Genomic DNA, 22,691 nt, shown 5'->3' on the forward strand with positions numbered 1-22,691 from the left:
ACCCTAACCCTCTCCCCGCGAGGCAGGGCGAGGGGAAGCCTCAAGCAAGTGCGACGCACTTCCGAAAGTGCGTCGCACCTCGGCGGCGGCTGTGGAAAGCCGCCCTACGTGTCTGCAGACAACGGGCCTCGGAGGCCCTCGGGGTCTTGGCGTTGCCCCCCGAACCGAAAGGGAGCGGGCTGGCGGGGCTGTTGCGCTTGGACCGAAAGCGCGCTATACTGCATTTGTGCGATGATGCACGATCTGCGATGAGGCATGGGAGCGGAACGGATGGCGGAATCAGGGCTTCCGAGCATGAGTCTAGCCTATTTCGTATCGGGGTTGGCGTTTTTTGCGCTGGGCCTGGCTGTGGTGTTACAGATGGGCCGCGCTCAGGATTACCCCTACCGTCGGCCCCTGGCGCTGTTGGCGGCGGCAGCGTTCCTGCGCGCGCTGAAGAAGTGGCTGGATGTGGCGGCGCTTGACCGGCTATCGCCCGGGGCGCCGGCGGCCGAGAGCACAGGCGTGCCGCAACTCGCGCTGCTCGTGGGCGCGTGCCTGTTGCTTATGGCCTACGGGCTGGTGGTATGGCGACAGGTGGAGCCGCAGCACGACAAGCGGCGGTGGGTTCTGCCCGGGCTGGCGGGGCTGTGGCTGGTGGGGGCGGTCGTCATGCGCCTGGCCCTGGCGGACACGGGGACCTGGACGCGGGCCGCCGACGTGTGGGCGCGCTACACGCTGGGGTTGCCTGCGGGTGCGCTGGTGGCCTATGCGTTCTGGTTGCAGCGGCGGGAGATGGTCCCCAAACTGGGCGCCGCGTTCGGGAAGTACATGCTCATTGCCGCCTGGGCGGCCATCTGGTTTGCCATCCTGGACGGCGTTACAGGCCCGCGCAGCGTGCTCTGGCCTGCCTCGGTGGTCAACGAGGTGTGGTTCGTCGGGGTGCTGGGCCTTCCGGTTCAGTACCTGCGGGCGGCGGCGCTTGCCGCGGAGGCCTACGGCATCGTCCGCGCGCTGGGGGTGGTTGAACAGGCCGAACGCCAGGCGCTGCGCGACGCGCAGGCCCTGGCGTTGCGCGCCGAAGAGGCGCGGCGACGGGAGGCCGAAGAGCACACCGTCCAGTTGTCGCGCCTGGCGAGGGAACTTTCGGCCCTGCTGGAGACCACGCGCGTGGTGGCGTCTCACCTAGATATGGACGCGCTGGCCAAGGAAGCGATCGCGCGGATTGTGGACCTGTTTGACGGCGCAGAGTGCGGGTGTATCCTCGTAACAAGCCCGGCCACCGGCAAGTTGGAAACCAAGGCCTGTACCGGCATTGAGACACCCTGCGCACGGGCCCTGGAGATGGCCGAGGATGTCGTGCGTTCTGGGCGCGGCGTGGCTTCCCCGAGCGACGAACTTCCCAGCGTGCTGTGCGTGCCGCTGCGCTCCGAGAGATGGGTGCTCGGCGTGATGAGCATTGCGAATCAGAGCGAGGCCGGGCGATTCACAGACCGCGAACTTCAACAGGCGCAGGCCCTGGCCAATCAGGTGGCGGTGGGAATGGAGAAGGCCTGGCTGTACCGCGAGGTGCAGCGGCGCGAGCAGATGCTCCGTCGGTTGCTGGAGCGGGTGGTTGCCGCGCAAGAGGAGGAGCGGCGGCGCATCGCACGGGAGTTGCACGATGAGATGGGCCAGGCGCTGACCGCGCTGGTTACGGGCATGAGCGCGTTGGAGACCATCGTCGTGTCGGATCCGCACCTGGCCGAGCAGCGGCTCAAGGATTTGCTCCGCGTCGGGTTGCAGGCCATGGACGAGATTGACCGGCTCATCGCCGATTTGCGGCCGACGCTGCTGGATGACCTGGGGCTGGTGGCGGCGCTGCGGTGGCTGGTGGAATCCAACAGGGACCGCCTGCCGCCGGTGGATTTGAACCTTGCGCTGGGAAAGACGCGCCTTCCCCCTCATCTGGAGGTGGAACTGTTCCGAATCGCGCAGGAATCGGTCAAAAACATCATCCGCCATGCCAATGCCAAGCGCGTTCACATCTCGTTGAGGAGCGAGTACGGGCGGGTGATGCTTGAGGTTGAGGATGATGGCACGGGGTTTGATCCGGAGGCGGCGATGGATCCGCTGTCGCCGCGGCCGGCTTGGGGGCTTCTCGGGATGAAGGAGCGCGCCGAGGGGCTGGGCGGGACGATGCTCATTGACTCGCGCCCAGGCGCCGGCACGCGCATCCTGGTGGAAGTGCCCTTCGCGCAGGAGGTGGGCCATGAGCCCGATACGCATTCTGTTGGTGGATGATCACGCCATTGTCCGCGCGGGCGTGCGCATGTTGCTGGAGACCGACCCGGAACTCCAGATCGTGGGCGAGGCCGGCGACGGACGCGAGGCGGTGCGCCTGGCCGATGAACTGAAGCCCGACGTGGTGGTGATGGACATCGTGATGCCCGACATGGACGGGTTTGAGGCGACACGCCAGATCAAGAAGAAGCACCCGGAGTGCAACATCCTGGTGCTGAGCATGTACGACAACGAGCAGTACTTCTTTGAGATATTGAGCGCGGGCGCGTCGGGCTATGTGCCCAAGAAGGCCGCGCCCATGGCCCTGGCCGAAGCCGTCCGCGCGGTGCAGAGCGGTGGGGTGTATTTGTATCCCACGGTGGCGCGCTCGCTGGTGGAAGACTACATGCGGCGCGTGCGCGAAGGGGGTGAACAGGAAACCTACGACGGCCTGACGGAGCGTGAGCGCGAGGTGCTCACCCTCATCGCCGAAGGGTACACGACGCAGGAGATCGCCCTGGAACTCCACATCAGCACCAAGACGGTGGAGCGCCACCGCTCCAACATCATGGAGAAACTCAACCTGCACAACCGCATTGAGTTGACGAAATACGCCATCCGCAAGGGGCTGATTGAGCCGTAGTCGGCGGCAGCGCGGGGCGCGTGTTTGGGGTAACAGGAGGAGCGGCATCGCGTTCGGAGCGCCGCTCCTCGGCCTTTCCGTCAGGGCGTCTCGGGGATGATCTGAATCTGCGTGGCCGTCATCGTGTCGCCCTGGGTCTCGCCGCCGATGATGATGCGGTCGCCCACCCTGAGATCCGAGAGGCTACCCTGGGTGGTCAAGGTGATGCGGGTGTCGGCAGTAACCTGCACCTTGAGTTCCTGCTGGGCGGTGCTCACGACGAGGGTGTTGCCGTTGATGGCCTTGATGGTGCCGGTTGCGCCGCGCCCAAGTGCGCCGGTGCGACCGGCCCCGCCCTGGAAGATGGCGCCGGGCGTGCCCTGGGCGGCTTGCCCCGTCGCGCCGAACCGCTCGGCGATGAACCGCTCGCGGACGTTGGCCGCCTGGGCCTTGCCCTGCTCCACGCCGAAGAAGTAGCCGCCCACGCCCGCACCCACGATCAAGACGACAGCCAATACGATCCACAGGACGTTCTTTTTCATGCATTCCTCCTCGCGCTCCAGCGGTCAGCAATCAGCAGTCGGCCTTGATCGCTGCCCACTACCCGCTGATCGCTGGTTGCTGATTGCTGATTGCTCGCTGTCGGCTACTCGTACCTCAACGCCTCAATGGGGTTCAATTCGGCGGCGCGCTGGGCCGGGAAAATCCCGAAGAACAGCCCCACCGCCACCGAGAAAAGCGTCGCCAGGAGCACCGAGTCCAGGCTCACGACGGCGCTGATCTGCGCGTTGCCCAGGTTGATGCCCGTGATGAACCGCGAGATGCCGTACCCGACGAGGATGCCACCCAGGCCGCCGGCCACGCTCAGCAGGGTGGCCTCGGTCAGGAACTGGGCCAGGATGTCGCGCTTGCGAGCGCCGATGGCCTTGCGGATGCCGATCTCGCGGGTGCGTTCGGTAACGGAGACCAGCATGATGTTCATGATGCCGATGCCGCCCACCAGCAGCGAGATGGCCGCGATGCCGCCCAGGAACACCGTCAGGATGCCCGTGATCTGGTTCGCGGCCTCAATGGTATCCTTCTGGCTCGTGATGGTGAAATCGTCCTGATAGAGGATGTTGTGGCGCTCGCGCAGGATGGCGCTGATCTCCTCAACCGCCTGATCGGTTACCTTCTCGCTGACCACCTGCACGTTGATGGTCTGGATGGTGTTGCCGCCGCGGAACCGTCCGCTGGACGCCAATCGGCTCTGCAGCGTTGTGAGAGGCACCAGGATTCGGTCGTCCACCACGCCAAAGCCGGTGCCGCCTTTGGCTTTCAGGACGCCGATGACGCGAAAGTTCTGCCCGCTGATGCGAATGGTTTTGTCCAGGGGGTCTTCGCCGTTGAACAGTTCGGCGGCGACGTTGGCGCCGATGACGGCAACCGGGCTGCGCGCGGCGACATGCTGCGCCGTGATGAAGGATCCGGTCTCAACCGGCATGTTGCGCACCTGCTCGTACTCGGGCGTAACGCCCGTGATCTGGGTGTTGATGTTGTTGGACAGGTACACCACCTGGGCGAAGGCCGACGCCTCGGGCGCGACGGCGGCCACCGAGGGGGCTCGCAAGGGGTCGGCCAGGGCCAGCGCGTCCTCGTAGGTCAGCGTCGCCGCCGATCCCTGCGCCATGCGGACGCCCCCCTGGCTGGCGGCGCCGGGACGCACGAAGAGCAGGTTGGTGCCCATGCTGGTAATCTGGTTAGTGATGGCTGCCTGGGCGCCGCGCCCGATGGAGAGCATCGCGATGACGGCGGCCACGCCGATGATGATGCCCAGCATGGTCAGGAACGACCGCATTTTGTTGGCCGACAGGCTGGTGATGGCCGTGCGAAGGCTTTCTTGCACGTTCATGCGGTTTCCTCCTGTGTGTCGTCGCCATCCACGATGAGGCCATCGCGCAGGCGGATGATGCGCTGGGCCTGGGCGGCGATGAGCGGGTCGTGGGTAACCAGGATCACCGTCTGGCCCTGCTCGCGGTTCAGGCGGTGGAAGATGGCCATGATTTCGGCGCCCGCCTTGCTGTCCAGGTTCCCCGTCGGCTCGTCGGCCAGGATGATGGATGGGTTGTTGACCAGGGCGCGGGCGATGGCCACGCGCTGCTGCTCGCCGCCCGATAGTTGCGTGGGCAGGTGATGGGCGCGCTCGCTCAACCCCACCGAGGCCAGAAGGTTCAGCGCGCGCTGCCGCCGATTGCCGTTGCCCGAGTAGATCATCGGCAGTTCCACGTTGGCCAGGGCCGACGTGCGCCGCAGCAGGTTGAACGTCTGGAAGACGAACCCGATCTTCTGATTGCGGATGCGCGCCAGGGCGTCGTCGTCCAGGCTCCCCACATCCACACCCTCCAGGCGGTACACGCCCGACGTGGGCTTGTCCAGGCAGCCCAGGATGTTCATCAGTGTGGACTTGCCGGAGCCGGATGGCCCCATGATGGCGACCATCTCGCCTTGCTCTATCGCGAGGGACACGCCGCGCAGGGCGTGCACCTGGACTTCGCCCATGCGGTACACTTTGGTAACATTCTCAATCTCAATCAGCGCCATAGGGCTTTCTCCCGTCGGGCCGCCAAAAGCGGCGCGATGATGCGATCACCTAAAAAGGCCCCATGGGGCCGACGATGCCGCCCACGCCCGGGATACGGCCGCTGGTGGTCGTGGTGGTGGACACCACTACCGTATCCCCTTCTCGCAGGCCCGTCCCCGTAACTTCGGTCATCGTGCCGTTGCTCAATCCGATGGTAACCGGCAACTGGATGATCTGCCCCTCTACCATGACTTCCACGTAGTAGCCCTGATTGCGGCCCAGGGAACGGATGGCGCGGTTGGGCACCATGAGCACGTTCTTCCGCTCGTCTACGATGATGTTGATGCTGGCGGTCATCCCGGGCTTCACCGGCAGGTCGGTGGGGGCAAGGTCAATGGTTACCGGATAGTTCACCACCCCCTGGGTAACGGTGCCGATGAGAGCAATCTTGGAAACCTGGCCGCTTATGGTCTGCGTGGAGATGGCGTCCAGGGTGATTTCTGCGCGCTGGCCTACCTTGACCTGCACGGCGTCCACTTCGGGCAGGTTGGCCTGAATCTGGAGATGATCCAGGTCGGCAATGGACATGGCGACGGTGTTCGCTGCCACCGTCTGGCCCGTGATGATGTTGACGGCGGTGATGGTGCCGTCAAAGGGGGCTTTGAGCGTGGCGCTGTCCAGGTTCTTGCGCGCGGTGTCCAGCGCCAGTTTCGCCTGGGTTACCTGGGCCTCCGCGCTGAGGAGTTCCTCCTCGGTGGGTCCCGCCATCAACTTGTCATAGGCGTCCTGGGCCTGGAGCATCTGGGCGTAGGCGCTCTTGATGGGCGCGTCGCTCACGCTGGCCATGGCAATGCGGTAGTTGTCCAGCGCGGTCTGGTATGCTTCGGTGGCCTGCTGGAGTTGGGAAGCCTGAGGGAGCATGGCGATATTGGGGCGCCAAGAGACGGCGTCGTAGGCCGCCTGGGCATCCTGGAGGGCCTTGCGGGCCTTCTCCAGGGCGGCCTCGGCCTGGGCGATCTGCCATTCCACCGGCTTGGCCTTGGCGGCCTCGTAGGCGGCCTTGGCGCTGGCGAGGGCTGCTTCGGCTTGGGCGATTTCCGTCTTCGTGGGCGGGGACTTCAGGTCTGCCAGGTTCTTCTCGGCGAGGCGCAGCGACAGTTCGGCGCTGGCGACCTGCGTCTCCAGCGTCGTCGTGTCCAGGCGGGCCAGCGGTTGCCCTGCCGTAACCTTGTCGCCCTCGGCCACAAGAATCTCCACCACCGTGCCGGCGACGCCGAAGGTGAGGTCCATGGACTGGGCCGCGCGCACCGTGCCGGAAGTGCCCACGATGGCCTGCAGGTCTCCGCGTTGCACCAAGGATGTCTGCGGCGCGGCGCTGCTGGCCGTGCGGGATGCGTTCCAGCGGCTGAACCCGAAGATGGCCGCAGCCGCCAGCACAATGACCAGGATGATCCAGATGGTTCTCTTCTGCATGCCGCCCTCCATCTCAATCTGGCGCGGGGTTGCTGCCCGTGGCAACACCGCGGCGCGAACTGGTACTATTGTATCATGAATGAGGCGCGGCTACATGAAAGGCAGATTAGAGGCTTGTGGTGAAAGTGTAAAATCCGCGCGAAACGGGCGGACAGCCTTTCGTGGAGGCCGTCCGCCCGCAGGAGGGGAAGGTGGCAACCTAGTGCGTCTCGTGCGCGCCCTCTTCGGGGAAGACGGGCAGGTACTTGGCCGCCAGGTAGAAGGCCAGCACGCCGAACCCCAAGAGGGTAACGGTTACGACCAGTTCCATCCACGAGGGGCTGTAGATGTTGCCCGTGTAGGACAGCAGGCCGAGCCACGAGACGTTGAGACGGTTGAGCGCCACGCCGAACAGAACCACAAGCCACGCCGCGCCGTAAAGCACTTTCGGGTTGCGGCGCAGCGATGGCACGGCGAACAGGATCATCGGGGCGATCACGCCCAACGCGATCTCCACCCAGAACGTCGCGGCCTGCAGCGTCGGCTCAAAGGCGCGGGGCCACGCGCCGCGCGCCGTGATGTCCACGAACCGCGCCGCCAGGTACACCGCCAGAACGACCGAAGCAATCTGTCCCAGTTCGGCCAGCAGGTGTTGCTCCAGTCCTCGCTTGAAGGCGCGGGAACTCAGGTTGGACTCCACGATGGTCATGGCGAACCCGACCGCTACCGCCGACAGCCAGAAGAAGACCGGCAGGTACAGCGAGTACCATAGCGGGTGGAGTTTCTGCGGGACGATGACCCACAGGGAGCCGAGCGACGACTGGTGGAGCGTGGACAGCACCACGCCCAGGATGACGAACACGATGGACACCTTCTTGAGCCAGCGGTAGAGGGGCACGGTGGGCAACCGTCGGGTAATGGCCTCTATCTGGTTCACGCGCTCCAGGATGACGGGCAGGAACTCCACAAACAGGACGATGGTGTAGGTGGCGACGCAGATGCCCACTTCCCAGAGCACCGAGTGGTACTGCCAGTGCACCAGAGGCCGCCAGACGTTGTAGGGCCGGCCCAGGTCCACCAGGAGCGCGGCGATGACCAGCAGGTAGCCCAGGAAGGCCGTGAGGATGGCCGGACGCACCAGCGGCTCAAAGCGGCGGATGCGGAAGATGTGCACCGTGGCGGCCATGACGAACCCGCCCGCTGCCAGCGCCACGCCGCTCATCACGTCAAACCCAATCCAGAACCCCAATGCGAATTGATCGCTGAGGTTGGTTACCGCGCCGAGGCCGAACATGAACCGCACCAGGATGATGGCGGTGCCGGTGGCCATGACGCCGATGAGCGCCAGGTCGCGCAACGCCTTCCAGGGCGAGCGCACGCGGGGCACGGTGATGACGATGCGCTCGGCGGCGGCTGCGCCCTGGGAACGCCCTGCCAGGCGCAGAGCCAGGAACCGCGCGCCGATGAGGAACGCCACCGGAATGCCGATGCTCAACGCGGCCACGATCCAGAACGCGGGATAGGCAACGATCTCGCCCATGGGCTACTCCTCCTTGTCCAGGGCATCGGTCGCGGCGTCGGCTTCCACGGGCACGGCGACCGCGGGCTTCCGATGGGTGTAGAGCGCCGTGCCGGTCATGAACGCGGCCATGCCGAAGATCACGTAGGGGAGTTTGTACAGAATCTTCTCGGTCTGCTTGGGCGGCGCAACCGACGGCAGATTCGCCGGAAAGCCGAGCCGATCAAAGGGCACGTCGGAGAGGTAGAGCACCGAGGTGCCGCCGACCTCGGATTCTCCGAAGACGTGATCCACGTAGCGGTCGGGGTGCGAGGCGATGCGGGCATGGGCCTGGGCCAGCAGGTCGTCGCGCCTGCCGAAGCGGATGGCACCCGTGGGGCAGGCCGCCACGCAGGCAGGCTCCTCGCCCTCCTTGAGCCGCTCGTAGCACATCCAGCACTTGTTGATGGTGGGCGTGATGCTGTTGTCCCAGTTGAAGCGCGGGATGGCGAACGGGCAGGCGACCTCGCAGTAGCGGCATCCCAGGCAGCGGCTGGCCCGGTAGATGACGGGGCCTTCGCCGCTGCTGTGCATGGCGGCGGCAGGACAGGCCGACACGCACGCGGCCTCCAGGCAGTGCATGCACTGCCGCTTGACATAACGAGTAACGATCTCCCCGCGCAGATTGGCCACCTGGAACGCCTCCACGAAGGTGTAGGTGTCGGCTTCCAGGGCAGCGGGCAACCTCCCCGGTATCTGCGGCAAGCCGTTGGCTTCCTTGCACGCCAGCGCGCAGGAGTTGCAACCCGTGCAGCGGGTGAGGTCAATCAGCATGCCCCAGGTGGGGCCCGCGGGCGCTTCGGCGGCCAGCGCGGTGGTCTCGGGCAGCAGGGACGCCGCCGCAGCCGCAGCCGCGCCCAGGCCGAGGCTCCTCAGGAAGTCTCGCCGGGAGATTCGGGTTTTGTCTAGACTGTCCATGGCTTGCCCCTCTTCTGCGTGATGTAGCCGATGAGCAGGATGAGGGCCACGCCCAGCACGCCGCCGATGCCCAGGCCCACGCCCAAGGTTACAATGGCCAGGTTGCGCAGGGTGCCGTTGGCGCGCTCCGCGGCCTCCAGTTGGTCGGCCAGGACCTTGGCCGGATCGGCCTGGGCCGCAGTGCCCGACGTGGTGGGCACGGTGCCTTTGGCGTGGCAGCCGACGCAGGATTCGGCCGGCGGCGCGAAACTGTGGTCGGGCGCGTTGTCACCGCCTTTGGTGCTCACCAGGCTCACCCCCGCCTCGCGCGAGCGTTTGACGGGGACATGGCAGACCGTGCACGCAATGGCCAGGCTGTCGTGCTCGGTGTGGGGGAACGATTCCAGTTTGGCGCGGTGGCACGACGTGCAGAGTTGCTCTGCCGGCAGCCGCAGGGCCTGCGAATGGGCGTTGTGGCACCCGATGCACTGGACGTTCATCTGGGCATGGGGCGTGGTTTCCCACTGGTCGTAGGTCTTCGCGTGGCACTCCTGGCACGCGGCGGAGTCGGTGGGAAGTTTCATCAACGTGCTGCGCGGGTGGCCCTCCACATAGGGCCCGTGGCAGGCTTCGCACTCCACGTCTTTGTAAGCGCACGTGCCGTCGGATGCGTTGAAGGCGGTGGTGTGGCACCGCAGGCAGGCGCGGTCAGCGTCCGGCGGGACGGACGATGTGGCCTTGGCGTGGGTGGAGTTCTGCCAGGCTCGCGCCTCGGCCGAGTGGCATGCGGCGCACTGGTCGGGCCCCTTGTATGTCGGGGCGGGTTCCTGGGCCAGCGCCGCCTGCGACAGCGCCAACAGCATGGTCAGAGCAAGGATGCAGCCGACGATGAGCCCATTGGGCAGGGCACGGCTGCGGTTCGGATGGTAACGAGCGTTCATGCAATTCCTCCCTGTACAGGATATAGTGAGTGTGGGCCTTCGCGCTCAAGGGCTTGCGGCGCGACTCCCGACTATGCCGGCGAGCGGTCCACGCGGTTGAGCAGCACCGCCGCCAACGCCATCATCAGGATAGGAACGCCCAAGCGCACGAGCATCATTCCCAAAATCACCAGATCGTCCATTATGGTCATCATCTTCCACCTCCTATATGGTTTGAGGGATCGGCGTCCCTCTTTTCCACTTCTAGCGTACCACAGCGAGCGGTGGAATTCCATACGGAATTGCGTCCATTTTGCGGCGGGAGAATCCCCCATTGGGCCTCCCCGCACGCGGGTACTGCGGACGTGGGGCATGGGGAGTTCTGCCCATTGGAGAATGGACATAAGACCCGATAGCCTTTCGCGGCTGCATCGGGTATCCTATAGGCGGAACAGAAGATTGTAGGCCGTGTAGTGCGCCCTCGGGGGCGGTGAAAGATTTTAGGAGGTCGGCGATGGAAACGGTACTTGCGGTAATCGGGTTGTTTGTGTTGCGGTTGGGGGTGCCCATCGTGGTGATGGTGCTCCTGTCGTGGGGCGTGAGCGCCTACGTGCAACGCGAGGAAGCCCGCGCCCTGGAGGCCGAGAAGAAGGAGGCCCTGGCCCGCGCGATGGCCGAGGCTGCAGGTCCCCAGGCGTGCTGGGATGTCAAGGGGTGCAGCGCCGAGGACAAGGCCGACTGCCCGGCTGTGCGGCGGCCCGATCTGCCCTGCTGGCTCGCGAAGCAACTGGCCACCGGCAGGCTGTCTCCCGCCTGCGAGGCGTGCCCGATGTACCAGAGGAGCCTTGCCGCAGCCCGCGCCTGACCTCCTGTTTGGCCATAGCGGTTTGGGCAATGTACGAAAGCAGCCCCTGACATCGGGGCTGCTTTTGTTTTGCCGGTCGAGTGTCTCTTTCGGTGGAAATCGTGTGGCGAAGACCTGGGTTGGTGTGTCGGTTCCGAAGTTTGTTGGTCGCGCCGTGGGCACAGGTGCGACGCACTTCCGAAAGTGCGTCGCACCTTGGTTTTGTTTTGCCTGGGCAATTGACAGTACCCGCGTCGGGTGATATAAGAGCGTTGTTCTGCCGCGAGCGCGGGAACGTTCCCGGGTTCCCGATGACTTGCGAGTCCAAACCCTGCGGAGTGATGCACGATGAACGTTCTGATCTCGGTGGACATGGAAGGCATCTCCGGCGTGGTTACAACCGATCACGTTACCGCCACGCACAAAGAGTACGACCGTTTCCGCAAGTTGATGACCGCCGACGCCAATGCGGCCATTGAGGGGGCGCTCGCGGGCGGGGCCACCCGCGTAGTGGTCAACGACAGCCACGGGGGGATGGCCAACATCTTGCTGGAGGAGTTGAACCCTGCCGCCGAACTCATCTCGGGAAGCCCCAAGCCCTTGAGCATGATGGAGGGCATCGGCCCGAATGTGGACGCGGTCTTCTTCGTGGGCTACCATTCGCGCATGGGCACGGGCGGGGGCGTGCTGGCGCATACCTACGCGGGGAGCATCGTTACCGAGTTGCGCCTGAACGGGCAGGCCGTCGGCGAGACGGGGCTGAACGCCGCCGTGGCCGGAGCCTACGGCGTGCCGGTGGTGCTGGTAACCGGCGACCGTGCGGTTACCGAGGAAGCCCGCGCGCTGCTTGGCGACATAGAGACGGTCATCGTCAAGGAGGGCGTGGGGTGGAAGGCGGCGCGCTGCCTGCATCCCGATGTGGCGCATCGGCAGATACGAGAGGCTGCCGAGCGCGCCATGCGCAAGAGGGTGGCGCCGTTCGTGGTGGCGACGCCCGTGGAGGTGCGGGCCGTGTTCCAGCGCCTGGCCCAGGCCGACATGGCCGCGCTGATTCCCGGCAGCCGCCGAACCGACGGCCTGACGCTGGAGTTCACAGCGCCGGACATGGAGACCGCGTACAGGACGTTCCGCGCGATGGTGGCGCTGGCCGGCACGGTGTAGATTGCGGGCGGGGAGGGGAGGCTCGCGGAGTACGCCGCTTGTGCGGTGAGGCGCCTAATCTGCGCGCCCTCGTGCGCGACCGCGCGGCGGGGCGTGCGCGCGTTGACAATCGGCCCTTCCGCACATATACTTGTGCCTGACGGGTAGGTGCCTCCTCACGTTGCGCGACGTACCTGGCAGGATTCTGCGTCGTCGTCGTTTGCCCCAGGAGCGCCGATACCCCGCGTTGACCTGTGCGGAGGGCAGATTGCGTCTCAAGCGGCTGGAACTTCAGGGCTACAAGACGTTCGCATCCAAGACTGAATTCGTATTCAACGATGGCATCACCGCCATCGTTGGCCCCAACGGCAGCGGCAAGAGCAACATCGCCGATGCCGTCCGTTGGGTTCTGGGCGAGCAATCCTATCGTCTCCTCCGCGCCAAGCGCACCGAAGACATGATCTTCCACGGCAGTTCCCAGCGCGCCCGCGTCGGCATGGCCCAGGTCAGCATGACGCTGGACAACTCCGATGGCTGGCTTCCCCTGGATTTCAGCGAAGTTACAATTACCCACCGCGCCTATCGCTCGGGCGAGAACGAGTACACCATCAACGGCAGCCGCGTGCGCCTGAAGGACGTTACGGAACTTCTCGCCAAGAGCGGCCTGACCAAGCGCAACTCCATTGTCATCGGGCAGGGGCACATAGACGCGGCCCTCTCGCTGCGCCCCGAGGAGCGGCGGACGCTCTTTGAGGAAGCCGCCAACATCACGCTCTATCAGTCCAAGCGCGACGCGGCCCTCGCTAAACTGGCGGCGACCGAGCAGAACCTGGTGCGCGTGCGGGACATCCTGGCCGAGATTGAGCCGCGCCTGAAGACTCTGCGCCGCCAGGCGCAGCAGGCCGAGGTGTACCATGCGCTGAACCGAGAACTGGAGGACTTGCTGCGCGTCTGGTACGGCTACCGCTGGCGGAAGGGGAGCCGTGCGCTGCAACAGGCCCGCGAAACGCTGAATCAGGCGCGGCAGACCCTCCAGCAGGCCCAGGCGCGGCTGGAACGCCTGGAAGCGCAGGCGGCGTCGGCCCGCGCGGATCAGAACGCCCTTCGCCAGCAACTGGCCCAGTGGCATCGGGACAGCGCCGACTTGCACACGCGCGCCGAGGCCGTCCAGCGGGATTGGGCCGTGCGCCAGGAGCGTCTGCGCCTGGTGGGCAGGCTGCTCGCGGAGGCGCAAGAGGAGATGGCCCCGCTGGAAGCCAGCCGCGCCGCGCAGGCCGAACGCCTCCGCGCCGCCGAGTCGCATCTCCAGGCCCTTGTGGCCGAAAGGGAGGAGGCCATTGCCGCCCTGCGCCGCGTGGAGGCCGAGCACGAGTCCCAGCAGCGCGCGCGGCAGGAAATCCTGTCGCAGATCACCGCGCTGCAGAACGAACTGTTTGAGATCGCGACGCAGGCCGCCGACCGCCGCAACCGCCTGACACAACTCGCCGAGCGGCGCAAGGAGCAACTCGCCGAGAAACAGGGCCACGAGGCCGCCATGGCCGCGCAGCAGGGCGAACTGAAGGCGGCGCGCGCCGAGCAGGAGGCGCTGCAGCAGGCGCTGGCCGAGTTGGAGCAGGAAGCCGCCCGCGTGCGCGACGCCGTGGCGCAGGCCCAGCAGCGCATCCAGGCCGCCCAGGCCCAGGCCCGCCAGGCCGAACAGGACATGGCACGGGTGCGGGAAGAGGCCGCAACCGCACAGGCGCGGCTGGACATGCTCCGCCGCATGCAGGACGAGGGCGCGGGGCTGTACGCTGGGACGCGAGCCGTGCTCGCTGCCGCGCGCGAGGGCCATCTGCGTGGCGCGCTGGGCGTGGTGGCCGACCAGATTCAGGCGCCGCCCGAGTTGGAGAAGGCCATAGAGACAGCCCTGGGCGCCCACGTCCAGGACATCATTACCGAGACATGGGCCGACGCCGAGCGGGCCATCCAGTACCTGCGCCGCGAGTCGGCGGGGCGCGCCACGTTCCTGCCGCTGGAAACGCTGCGCACGCCTGCGCCTGTGAAGCCGCCCGAATTGCCGGGCGTGCTGGGTGTTGCAGCGCGCTTGGTGCAGGCGCCGGCGCGGTTGGCTCCTGTGCTGGATTTGCTGCTGGGCCACACCGTGGTGGTGGAGGGCATGAAGGCCGCGCGCGACCTGTACCGCCAGATGCGCGGCGCGTTCCAAATCGTAACGCTGGACGGCGAACTTGTCCGCTCCACGGGCGCGATCACCGGCGGCGCCGAAACCCGCAAGACGCCGGGGCTCCTGTCGCGGCAGCGCGAGCGGGCCGAACTGGAGACCGCCCTGCGCGACCTGGGCCGGCGACGCGAGGCGCTGCAATCGGCGCTGCAGTCCGCGGCCCAGGCCGAGCAGACCGCCCGCGACCAACTGGCGCAGGCCCAGCGCGAGATGGATGCCCTCGCCGCCAAGCAGACGCAGGCGCGCGCTTCCCTGGCCGGGCTTCAGCGCCAGGCCGACAAGAAGGCCCAGGAAGTGGAATGGCGGCAGGCCCTTGTTCACCAACTGGATCAGAACCTGGAAGCCCTGGCGGACAAGGAAGCCCAGGCCCGCGACGACCTGGCGCAGCTGGCCCAGCGCGAGACCGATGCGCGGGGCCGTCTGGCCGAACTCCAAGCCTCGCTGGACGCCATGCCCGACTCGCTGGCCGTGCCGCTGGCCGAGGCCAGGGCTGCCGTGTCGCTGGCCGAGCAGAATGTGGAGAACCACAAGGCGATCGTGCGCGGCCACCAGCAGTCGCTGGCGCAACTGGACGGGCAACTGCACAGCCGCCGCGACAGGTTGCAGGCGCTGCAGACGGAGCGCGACGAATTGGAAGCCGCCGAGCGCGACCTGCGGGCGCGGGCCGAGGCGCTGGCGGCCCAACTGGAAGCCCTCGCGGCGGAGATCGCCCCGGCCGAGGCGCGCCTGGGCGAGATGGAGGCCGCGCAGATGGATTCGGAGGCGCGCATCCAGAAGGAACGCGCCACCCTGCGCGAGGCCGAACAGGCCCACAACCAGGCGCTGCTGGAGATGGAGCGCCGCCGCGACGAATTGGCCGCCCTCAAGCGCCAGATGGAGAGCGACCTCGGCCTGATTGATGTGGAGATCGCCGAGGGGCTTCCCGCCCAGCCCCCGCTGCCGCTCCGCCCCATCGTGAGTTCGCTGCCCGAGGTGGAGGCCCTGCCCGAAGGCCTGGAGGAGCAGATTCAGCAGGTGCGCGGGCAGATTCGCAGGCTCGGCGCTATCAACCCCACCGCGCCCACCGAATACGCCGAGACGCTGGAACGCTACAACTTCCTGACCGCGCAGTCCGAGGATCTCCAGGAGGCCGACAAATCGCTGCGGGCGGCCATCGCCGAACTGGACCGCATGATGAACGACGCGTTCATCCGCACCTTTGAGGCCGTGGCCGAGCAGTTCACGGTCTATTTCACCCAACTCTTCGGCGGGGGCACAGCGCGGCTGACGCTGACCGACCCCGACAACCCGATGGCTTCGGGGGTGGACATCGTGGCGCGACCGCCGGGCAAGCGCACGCAGAGCCTGGCGCTTCTGTCGGGAGGCGAGCGCGCCCTGACCGCCGCGGCCCTCATCTTCGCCATCCTGAAGGTCAGCCCCGCCCCGTTCTGCATCCTGGACGAGGTGGACGCCATGCTGGACGAGTCCAACGTGCGGCGGTTCCGCGCCGTGCTGGAGGAACTGGCCCGCGAAACGCAGTTCATCGTCATCACCCACAACCGCGGGACGATTGAGGCGGCCAGCACCATCTACGGGGTCTCTATGGGCGCCGACAGCGTGTCGCGCGTGCTGTCGCTGCGACTGGACCAGGTGGAAGCGAAGGTGTAGCGGACGGCCGGGCTTCTGACGCGCGGCGCGCGGCCTACTCCACCGCACCGGCGTTTGACGTTTCCCGTCGGGTTCGCTAGACTTGGCGCAGGAGGTAGGCGATGGAATTGCCTGCGTACATGCGCATCCCCTCTCGTTTCGGGGCGCTGGGCCTGGCGTGGCTGGGCACTCCGAATGGCCCTCGCGTCATCCGCATCTACCTGCCCAACGAATTGCCCCGCGGATTGCCGGTCGTTAAGGCTGCATCCGATTCCCCCATTGCGGAACTGGCCGCTCGCATAAAGGCGTATTTGGCGGGCGAGCCGGTCGTCTTTGACCTGGACCTGCTGCTCCTGGAGCAGTGCGCGGAGTTCCAGCGAAAGGTGCTGGTGGCCGAGTTTGGTATTCCGCGCGGATGGGTGAGCACCTACGCCCGCATCGCCGCGCATCTGCAAGCGCCACGGGCGGAGCGGGCGGTTGGCACGGCCCTGGCCCGCAATCCTTTCCCTATCGTCATCCCCTGCCACCGCGCCGTGCGCTCGGACGGGAGCCTGGGCGGCTACCGCGGCGGCCTGCCCATGAAGCGGGCGTTGTTGGAGATGGAGGGTGTTGCCTTTGAGGACGGGGGGCGCGTGCGGATGGATAAGGTCTGGTACTAGCGCCGGCTTTGCCCCCTAACCCGGCCCGAGGAGTTTACATAAGGAGTCATGCGATGAACGGTCGGATCCTGGAAATGCCCTGGGGAAGGGAGATTTTGCCCCTTCAACTGCCCGAAAACTGGACTTTGGTTGGCATTCATGAACCGGCCTCGCTTCCGCCAGCGCCCGACGCCGCCGAAGAGACGCGGCGGAGTTTGCAGCAGCCGTTCGGCTCGCCGCGCCTGCGAGAACTGGCCCACGCCGGGATGAAAGTGGCGCTGGTGGTGGACGACGGCAGCCGGCCGACGCCGGCCGCCGTGCTGGTGGGCGCGGCGCTTGCGGAACTCCAAGCGGCGGGCGTGGCCCGAGGCGACATCACGCTGGTGCCGGCCCTGGGCGTCCACAGGCCCATGACCGAGGCCGAACTGGCTGCTCGGGTCGGGCCGGACAACTTCGCCGGCTTGCGTTGGGAAAACCCGGACGGCGACGATCCCGCCAAACAGGCGTTCCTGGGCGTTACGCAGCGGGGAACACCGGTGCGGATTCACAAGACCGTCGCCGAGGCCGATCTGGTAGTTTCCGTCGGCTGCATTGAGCCGCATATCATCGCCAGTTTCGGCGGCGGGTTCAAGAACATCGTGCCGGGAGTTGCGGCCCGCGAGACCATCGCCCGCAACCACGCGTTGAATTGCACGCCGGCCACCTTCAACATGGTGGGGCAGCCCATTGAGCGCAACCCCATGCGTTTGGACTTGGAGGAGGCCGGGCGTATGCTCAAGCAACCCGCGTTCGTCGTCAACGCCGTGCTGGACAGCCGCCAGCGGGTGGTGCGGGTGGTGTCGGGGGATTTCATCGCCGCTCACCGCGAAGGTGTCCGCACGAGCGCGGCTCTTTACGGCGTGGCGGTGCCTGCCCCCGCCGATGTAGTCATCACCGATTCCAATCCCATGAATCAGGATTTGCGCCAGGGGGTGAAGGCGCTCGCGAATACGATTCGCGCCGTGCGGCGTGGCGGTGTCCTCATCACGCTGGTGAAGGCCGACGAAGGGGTGGGCGTATTCGGGCTGGCCAGTCGGAGGTTGCCATTGGGACGGGGCGCGCTGCGGGTGCTGGCTCCGCTTCTGCTGAAGGTTGTCCCGAAGATGAAGATGCGCGGCATGGGCGAGGAGGATCGCTTCTTCCTGTACTTTGCCTTGCAGGCCATGCGCCACGCCACGCTGGTCATCTACGCGCCGACCATCCCTGCCGAGGTGCGCGGCAATCTCCCGTTCGTGGAGTTCGCCGATACGCCCGAGGCGGCCATTGCCCTCGCCCGCCGTCGGCTTCCGAAGGGGGCCACGGTTCGCGCCTTCCCCCACGGCGGCATCACGTTCCCGGTGCTAGACTGATCGGCGCACGCCAGCGCCGCAACCAATGGATTCTCGCAAAGGAGGCAAAGGATGTAAAGATGGGCGCGATCATGGGTGCTGATGTCCTGGTCAAATGCCTGATTCAGGAGAACGTGCGGTTTGTGTTCGGCATCCCGGGCGGGCAGTTGTGCCCGATTCTGGACGCCATACGCCGCTTCGGGGGCGACGCGGGTCTGCAGTTCATCATGACGCGGCACGAGCAGGCCGCCGCGCACATGGCCGACGCCTATGCCCGCGTTACGGGCGAGCCGGGCGTGTGCATGGGCACGGTGGGGCCTGGGGCTGCGGATCTGGTGCCCGGGGTGTACGCGGCTTGGGCCGACTCCATCCCGATGGTGGTGCTCACGGCCCAGAACCAGACCTGGAAGTCGTATCCGGAGCGCGGCTCCATGCAGTCGCTGGATCAAATCGGCCTGTTCCAGCCGATTACCAAGTGGAGCGCGCGGGTGGCCCACTGGAAACGCATCCCCGAACTGGTGCACGCGGCCTTCCGCGCGGCGGTGTCGGGGCGGCCCAGGCCGGTGCACCTGGATTTACACGTGGACGTGATGGTGGGGACCGGCGACGAGGAGTCGTTGGACATCGCCCCGCCGACCCGCTACCGCGCCGACCGTGGGCCCGTGGCGCAGGCCGAGTTGATAGAGCAGGCGGCGCGGATGTTGGTGGAGGCCGAGCGCCCGCTGATTCATCCGGGTGGCGGCGCGCTTCGTTCTGGCGCGTGGGACGAGGTGCGCGAACTGGCCGAGTATCTGTCGGCGCCCGTTACCACCAGCCAGGGCGCGTGCGGCGTCATCCCCGAGGATCATCCCCTGTGCCTGATTCCTGGCGGGTTCGGCGCGCTGGGGGCGCAGGCGATGGCCGACGTGGTGCTGCTGGTCGGCGGGCGGTTGGGCGATGTGGACTTTTGGGGCCAACCGCCCTACTGGGGCGAGCCCGATGCGCAGAAACTGATTCAGATTGACATTGAGCCGCAGGTGGTGGGGCTGAATCGGCCGGTGGATTTGGCCCTCATCGGCGACGCCAAGGCGACCCTGCGCGCGCTGATTGATGCGGTCAAGCGCCTCACGAAGCCCATCCCCGAACGCCCCGACATGGCCGAGTATCGCGCCACCCAGGACGCCTGGCTGTCGCAGTTCGCCGCCGATGCCGCGTCGGATCGGAAGCCCATCCACCCGCTGCGCCTGATGCGCGACGTGCGGGCCTTCTTCCCGCGCGACGCCATCACGGTGGTGGACGGCGGCAATACCAACGTGTGGGCGCACTACCTGAACCGCGTGTACGCGCCGCGCTCGTTTCTATGGGCCGCCGACTCGGGCCAACTGGGCACGGGGCTGCCCTTCGCCATCGGGGCGAAACTGGCCGCGCCCGACCGCCCGGTCTATGCCATCTGCGGCGACGGGGCCTTTGGCCTCAACATCCAGGAGTTGGAGACGGCGGCGCGGCTGAAGTTGCCGTTCGTCGTGGTCGTCGTCAACGATGGGCAGTGGGGGATGATCAAGGGCGCGCAGATGGCGGCCTACGACGCGCGCTACATCGGCGTGGACTTTGACGATGTGCGCTACGATTTGGTGGCGCGGGCGATGGGTTGCCACGGCGAGCGGGTGGAGGAGCCGTCGCAGATCACGCCGGCGCTGGAGCGCGCCGTCAAATCGGGCAGGCCCGCCGTGGTGGATGTAGTCGTGGACAAGTGGGCCAACCTGACGCCGCCCGACCTGGAGAACCTGGACGCCGTGTGGATGGAGGGCTGCGAACTCCCGTGGTGAGACGTGGAGGGGCAGCGGGCGCCCAGGGCGAGAGGGTTTCGGCGCTGTGAGGTGCTACCCTCACATCCGTGTCTTACATGAATTGGGCTGCTTGCGCGCCGCGTTTTGACGGGCTTGGCGCTCGCCGCTAGAATAGGTTATCACCGATCGCGCCCGGCGCGCCAGGAGCGGCCATGTCCACACCCGTTCGGCGACAGTATCTCGCCATCAAGAAACGATTTCCGAATACCATCGTCTTCTTCCGCCTGGGCGACTTCTACGAGACGTTTGACGAAGACGCGAAGACCGTCGCCCAGGTCTGCGACATCGTGCTGACCTCGCGGCCCGTGGGCAAAGACCAGCGCGTGCCCCTGGCGGGCGTCCCGTACCACGCGGTGGATGGCTATCTGGCGAAACTGATCGGGGCCGGCTACAAGGTCGCCATCGTGGAGCAGGTCAGCGACCCCAAGGAGAGCAAGGGGCTGGTGGCGCGCGAAGTCGTGCGGGTGGTAACGCCCGGCACCGTGGTAGAGCCGACGCTGCTGGACGAGCGGCGCAACAACTTCCTGGCGGCGCTGACGCTGGAAGACCGGCGGGCCGGCCTTGCCTACGTGGACATCACAACAGGCGAGTTTGCGACGACGCAGTTCTCGGGCGACGACGCAATGCAGGAGGCGCTCCAAGAACTGGCGCGCCTGCAACCCGCCGAATGCCTCATCCCCGCCCGCCCCGACGCGCCCGAGCGGGCAGCCCTTCGCGGTGTGGAGTGTCCCATCACCGAATGGGACGCCTGGCGCTTTGACGTGCAGACGGCGCGGGAGGCGCTGCTCCAGCATTTCGGCGTGGGCACGCTGGCCGGCTTTGGCTGCGAGGGCCTCCCCCAGGCCATCCGCGCCGCGGGCGCCATCGTCCAGTACCTGCAGGAGACGCAGAAGGCGGCGCTGGCGCATCTGGACTCGCTGACGACCTACAGCACCTCGCACTTTATGACGCTGGATGCCTCCACGCGGCGCAACCTGGAACTGGTGGCGACGCTCCGCACCGGCGCGGTGAAAGGGTCGCTGCTGGGCGTGCTGGACCTGACGCGCACGTCCATGGGCGGGCGCATGTTGCGGCAGTGGCTGCTCCAGCCGCTGGTGGAGAAGGCAGCCATTGAGCGGCGACTGGACGCGGTGGAGGCGCTGTACAACGCCACGCCGCAGCGCATGAAGATTCGCGAACTGCTGGGCGGGGTGGGGGATTTGGAGCGGCTGACCAACCGCCTGGCGCAGGGGATCGCCACGCCGCGCGACTTGTTGGGCCTGGCGCGGGCGCTGCGCCGCGTGCCCGACGTGGCCGCCGCGCTAGATGCGATTCTGGCGGGGTTGCCCGGCGGCCATCCGCTGGCGGCGCTGCGCGACAGGCTCAACCCATGCCAGGCCGAAGCCGACCTCATTGAGGTTGCCATCGCCGAGGACGCGCCGGCCACGCTGGCCAACGGCGGGGTGATTCGCCCGGGCTATTCGGACGAGTTGGACGCCATCGCCAGGGCCTCGCGGGACGCCAAGCAGTGGGTCGCGGGGCTGGAGCAGCGCGAGCGCCAGCGCACCGGCATCAAGTCGCTGAAGGTGGGCTACAACAAGGTCTTCGGCTACTATATTGAGGTCAGCAAGGCCAACATGGACCGCGTGCCGCCCGACTACGTGCGCAAGCAGACGCTGGTCAACGGCGAGCGGTTCATCACGCCGGAGTTGAAGGAGTACGAGTCGCTCATCCTGAACGCGCAGGAGCGGCGGCTGGAGTTGGAGACGCGCCTGTACAAGGAACTGTGCGAGCGGCTGGCGACGGCGCGGGGGCGCATGCTGGACACCGGGCGCGCCCTGGCCGAGTTGGACGTGCTGGCGTCGCTGGCCGAGGTGGCGGTTCGCAACCGCTACACGCGCCCCGAAGTCGCCGAGGATGGCATCATTGACATCCGCGAAGGACGACATCCCGTCGTGGAACTCACCCAGAAGGACGAGCCGTTCGTGCCCAACGACGTGCGGCTGGTGCCCGGCGAAGGCGAAATCATCATCCTGACCGGCCCCAACATGGCGGGCAAGAGCACGTTTCTGCGGCAGGTGGCGCTGATCGTGCTGATGGCGCAGGTGGGGAGTTTTGTCCCCGCCCAGCGCGCGCACATCGGCATCGTGGACCGCATCTTCACGCGCATCGGCGCGCAGGACGAGATCGCCGCCGGCCAGTCCACGTTTATGGTGGAGATGGTGGAGGTGGCGAACATCCTGCACCATGCCACGTCGGCCAGCCTGCTCATTCTGGACGAGGTGGGGCGCGGCACCAGCACCTACGATGGCATCTCCATCGCATGGGCGGTGGTGGAGCACATCCATAATCATCCGCGCCTGCGCGCCAAGACGCTGTTCGCGACGCACTACCACGAGTTGACGGACCTGGCGGGGACGCTGCCGCGGGTGCGGAACTTCAGCATGGCGGTGGCCGAGGAGGGCGACCGGGTCATCTTCTTGCGCAAGGTCATCCCGGGCGGAGCCGACCGCAGTTACGGCATCCACGTGGCGCAACTGGCCGGGTTGCCGAAGTCGGTGATTCATCGGGCCGAGGAGTTGCTGCGCGAGTTGGAGTCGGGGCAGAACGGGGCGGCGATCAAGCCCAGCGCGCCGCGGGCGAAGCAGTTGAGTTTTCTCACGGAGTCGGACCCGGTGCTGCAGGAGTTGCGCGACCTGGACATCAGCGCCATGACGCCGCTGGAGGCCATCAACAAGTTGTACGAGTTCCAGCGGCGAGTGGGGAAGGGGTAACTCGCCCCCGGAGCCGTCCAGGATTCTCA

16 protein-coding genes are annotated in these 22,691 nt (G+C 66.8%); 9 read left to right on the forward strand and 7 right to left on the reverse strand.

Going from position 1 to position 22,691, the window contains the following annotated elements:
- Positions 1-255 precede the first annotated feature (255 nt).
- The gene (locus H5T65_08360; protein MBC7259248.1) at positions 256-2,262 is read left to right on the forward strand and encodes a GAF domain-containing sensor histidine kinase; all 2,007 of its coding nucleotides are present in this window, start codon (positions 256-258) and stop codon (positions 2,260-2,262) included.
- Entirely contained in the window at positions 2,231-2,884 is a 654-nt protein-coding gene (locus H5T65_08365) for a response regulator transcription factor (protein ID MBC7259249.1), read from the forward strand. The genes H5T65_08360 and H5T65_08365 overlap by 32 nt, the downstream gene beginning before the upstream one ends.
- Positions 2,885-2,964: 80 nt before the next feature.
- Here the strand turns inward: H5T65_08365 and H5T65_08370 are convergent, their stop codons facing one another.
- The 7 genes from H5T65_08370 to H5T65_08400 all read right to left on the reverse strand — a co-directional run bounded on the left by H5T65_08370 (position 2,965) and on the right by H5T65_08400 (position 10,271).
- Positions 2,965-3,405: a hypothetical protein gene (locus tag H5T65_08370; GenBank protein MBC7259250.1), complete on the reverse strand. Its 441-nt coding sequence runs from the start codon at positions 3,403-3,405 to the stop codon at positions 2,965-2,967.
- A 104-nt stretch (positions 3,406-3,509) separates the two neighbouring features.
- Positions 3,510-4,754: an ABC transporter permease gene (locus H5T65_08375; GenBank protein MBC7259251.1), complete on the reverse strand. Its 1,245-nt coding sequence runs from the start codon at positions 4,752-4,754 to the stop codon at positions 3,510-3,512.
- Positions 4,751-5,437 (reverse strand): ABC transporter ATP-binding protein, encoded by a 687-nt coding sequence (locus H5T65_08380; GenBank protein ID MBC7259252.1) that lies wholly within the window; start codon positions 5,435-5,437, stop codon positions 4,751-4,753. Before H5T65_08380 ends, H5T65_08375 begins: the two co-directional genes overlap by 4 nt.
- 55 nt (positions 5,438-5,492) lie before the next feature.
- Entirely contained in the window at positions 5,493-6,896 is a 1,404-nt protein-coding gene (locus H5T65_08385; GenBank protein MBC7259253.1) for an efflux RND transporter periplasmic adaptor subunit, read from the reverse strand.
- 199 nt (positions 6,897-7,095) lie between these two features.
- On the reverse strand, positions 7,096-8,415 hold the full coding sequence (gene hybB / locus H5T65_08390) for a Ni/Fe-hydrogenase cytochrome b subunit (protein ID MBC7259254.1): 1,320 nt from the start codon (positions 8,413-8,415) through the stop codon (positions 7,096-7,098).
- A 3-nt stretch (positions 8,416-8,418) separates the two neighbouring features.
- On the reverse strand, positions 8,419-9,351 hold the full coding sequence (locus H5T65_08395; protein MBC7259255.1) for a 4Fe-4S dicluster domain-containing protein: 933 nt from the start codon (positions 9,349-9,351) through the stop codon (positions 8,419-8,421).
- Entirely contained in the window at positions 9,339-10,271 is a 933-nt protein-coding gene (locus H5T65_08400) for a hypothetical protein (protein ID MBC7259256.1), read from the reverse strand. The genes H5T65_08395 and H5T65_08400 overlap by 13 nt, the downstream gene beginning before the upstream one ends.
- A 493-nt stretch (positions 10,272-10,764) precedes the next feature.
- Here H5T65_08400 and H5T65_08405 point away from each other — a divergent pair, with 493 nt between their 5' ends.
- The 7 genes from H5T65_08405 to mutS all read left to right on the forward strand — a co-directional run bounded on the left by H5T65_08405 (position 10,765) and on the right by mutS (position 22,662).
- Positions 10,765-11,115, forward strand: coding sequence for a hypothetical protein (locus tag H5T65_08405; protein ID MBC7259257.1), 351 nt, complete (start codon positions 10,765-10,767; stop codon positions 11,113-11,115).
- A 327-nt stretch (positions 11,116-11,442) separates the two neighbouring features.
- Positions 11,443-12,255 (forward strand): M55 family metallopeptidase, encoded by an 813-nt coding sequence (locus tag H5T65_08410; GenBank protein MBC7259258.1) that lies wholly within the window; start codon positions 11,443-11,445, stop codon positions 12,253-12,255.
- A 247-nt stretch (positions 12,256-12,502) separates the two neighbouring features.
- Positions 12,503-16,099: a chromosome segregation protein SMC gene (gene smc / locus H5T65_08415; GenBank protein MBC7259259.1), complete on the forward strand. Its 3,597-nt coding sequence runs from the start codon at positions 12,503-12,505 to the stop codon at positions 16,097-16,099.
- Between the two features lie 101 nt (positions 16,100-16,200).
- Positions 16,201-16,737, forward strand: coding sequence for a methylated-DNA--[protein]-cysteine S-methyltransferase (locus H5T65_08420; GenBank protein MBC7259260.1), 537 nt, complete (start codon positions 16,201-16,203; stop codon positions 16,735-16,737).
- A 53-nt stretch (positions 16,738-16,790) separates the two neighbouring features.
- Positions 16,791-18,104 (forward strand): nickel-dependent lactate racemase, encoded by a 1,314-nt coding sequence (gene larA / locus H5T65_08425; GenBank protein MBC7259261.1) that lies wholly within the window; start codon positions 16,791-16,793, stop codon positions 18,102-18,104.
- 59 nt (positions 18,105-18,163) lie between these two features.
- Complete coding sequence (locus H5T65_08430; protein ID MBC7259262.1) at positions 18,164-19,888, forward strand: thiamine pyrophosphate-binding protein; 1,725 nt, start codon at positions 18,164-18,166, stop codon at positions 19,886-19,888.
- Between the two features lie 173 nt (positions 19,889-20,061).
- Positions 20,062-22,662 carry a DNA mismatch repair protein MutS gene (gene mutS / locus H5T65_08435; GenBank protein MBC7259263.1) on the forward strand — a complete coding sequence of 867 codons (2,601 nt, stop codon included), beginning with the start codon at positions 20,062-20,064 and terminating at the stop codon, positions 22,660-22,662.
- Positions 22,663-22,691: the final 29 nt, after the last annotated feature.

It is taken from the genome of Chloroflexota bacterium, assembly GCA_014360805.1.
GTDB lineage: Bacteria > Chloroflexota > Anaerolineae > DTLA01 > DTLA01 > DTLA01.